General features: G+C 51.7%; 1 protein-coding gene and 1 pseudogene. Both read right to left on the bottom strand.

The genetic code is table 11. The features are described 5' to 3' along the window. Window positions 1-100 precede the first annotated feature (100 nt). A pseudogene (gene ltrA, locus C4B57_12240) lies at window positions 101-873 on the bottom strand (group II intron reverse transcriptase/maturase). Window positions 874-905: 32 nt separating this feature from the next. Beyond that, window positions 906-1,133 carry a hypothetical protein gene (locus C4B57_12245; protein PXF50258.1) on the bottom strand — a complete coding sequence of 76 codons (228 nt, stop codon included), beginning with the start codon at window positions 1,131-1,133 and terminating at the stop codon, window positions 906-908. Between the last annotated feature and the right edge of the window lie 536 nt (window positions 1,134-1,669).

Consider the following 1,669-nt stretch of genomic DNA (forward strand, 5'->3'; position numbering starts at 1 on the left):
GCTCTTTACCACAGCAGCTTGAGGCGGTTTGAAGCCTGCTCCTGCAAGCCGGCTTCGAGGGGCCAAACCCTCATCTTCTGTGCAGTTGCGCACATCTCAACTATATCGAGTGTGCTCGTGGCGCACCATCATCAGCGTATCGGACAAATTTGTGACCACGCTTTCCAACTCCTTATCAAGATCATCCAGAAGGATATTAGCTAACAGAGGTGAAAGCGGACCACCTTGCGGAACGCCCTTACGGGTGCTTTGCAGACGGCCTTTTACCTCCACCCCGGCACGCAAATATTTTCCAATCAGGCGCAATACACGTTTATCACGAACTTTCCGTGTCACTCTGTGCATAAGCACATCATGATTCACGGAGTCGAAAAACTTCGACAGGTCCATGTCAACGGCAATGCTATAACCCTGACGGATATACTCACACACCTTCATTACTGCATCATGAGCTGACTGCCCAGGCCTGAAGCCATAACTGAATTCCGAAAAATACGGATCAAATATAGGCGTCAGTGTCTGGGCTATTGCCTGTTGAATTAATCTGTCCTGCACGGTCGGTATTCCCAAAGGCCGAGTTCCCCCGGAAGGTTTGGGTATTTCAACACGCAGGACCGGTAAAGGATCATAAGTTCCTTCCATTAAAGATTCACGGGTGTCTTCCCATCGGTCACGGATAAATGCCGGGAACTCCCTGATGGAAATTCCATCAACTCCGGGGGCTCCCTTATTCGCTTTAACCTGTTTCCAGGCTGAACGCAGGTTTTCCCTGGAAAATACCCGTTCCAGCATGTTACCATTTGGGGCGGGCGATTCAATGACGTGCCGCATATTCACTCCTCCGGTCGGATTCTTCATGTCATGTGAACTCATTGAGGCTCCTTCCCTGCTTTACGTTCGGCCCTTCACCATGTCCTGGGCATTACCCCAGGCCTTAGGCTAATATGGCCTCTGCTGACTCCTGCCTGCTCATCACACAGGTTGCCCTGCATGGCGCTGGATATCTCCTTCCTTGTCTGCTTTTCTTGGCTTCGTATCTCATCTTCCGGCAAAAGCCCTTCCAGAAGATGCCGGGACCTTTGGGAACCGGTTGCCCCTTCCGGTAATTTCACCAGGAAAGCTACATCCCGCATGGCAGACAGGCCTCCCCGGATAAGAACGTGAACCTTTGCTACACAACCGCAGCATTTACCCTATCTCCTTAAACCCAGGACTTCGTCATGTTGTGCTGACTTATCCGGAAACCGGGCCTTGTATGCTATTTCTGTTCGCCTGCCTGTGCGGTGCACGCAGACAGGTCGGCTCATAGCTTTGCACTCCGGCTTCCTTCAGACCCCACCTCACGGTGACGCCCTTGCCTTCGGCTAGTACTTTCGCTACCATCATAAAATGATGGAACGGGGTTCATATACAGGGGACTTTCACCCCATAAGTTCACGCCCATGCCGGGCGTACACCAGCGGCTGCAGCAGACGATCCCGTCGGCAAACAAGTTTGCCTCCGGTCTCGCTCCTGATCCGCGGCGATTATATTCCACAGATGAGAGCGTGTCCCGTAAATCATATCAGCCGAAGATTTCGATTCGGCCAAATTTTGGCCTTATGCCCCTCTGGGCTTTCTGGAAATGCTGATTATTGAGATTCATTGTCATAAGAGCCTTATTCCACCC

The sequence above is a fragment of the Deltaproteobacteria bacterium genome (assembly GCA_003194485.1).
In the GTDB taxonomy this organism is placed as follows: domain Bacteria; phylum Desulfobacterota; class Dissulfuribacteria; order Dissulfuribacterales; family UBA3076; genus UBA3076.

Coding starts and splice junctions, on each gene's coding strand:
- C4B57_12245 (PXF50258.1), bottom strand. CDS start 1,133: ATGCGGGATGTAGCTTTCCTGGTGAAATTACCGGAAGGGGCAACCGGT.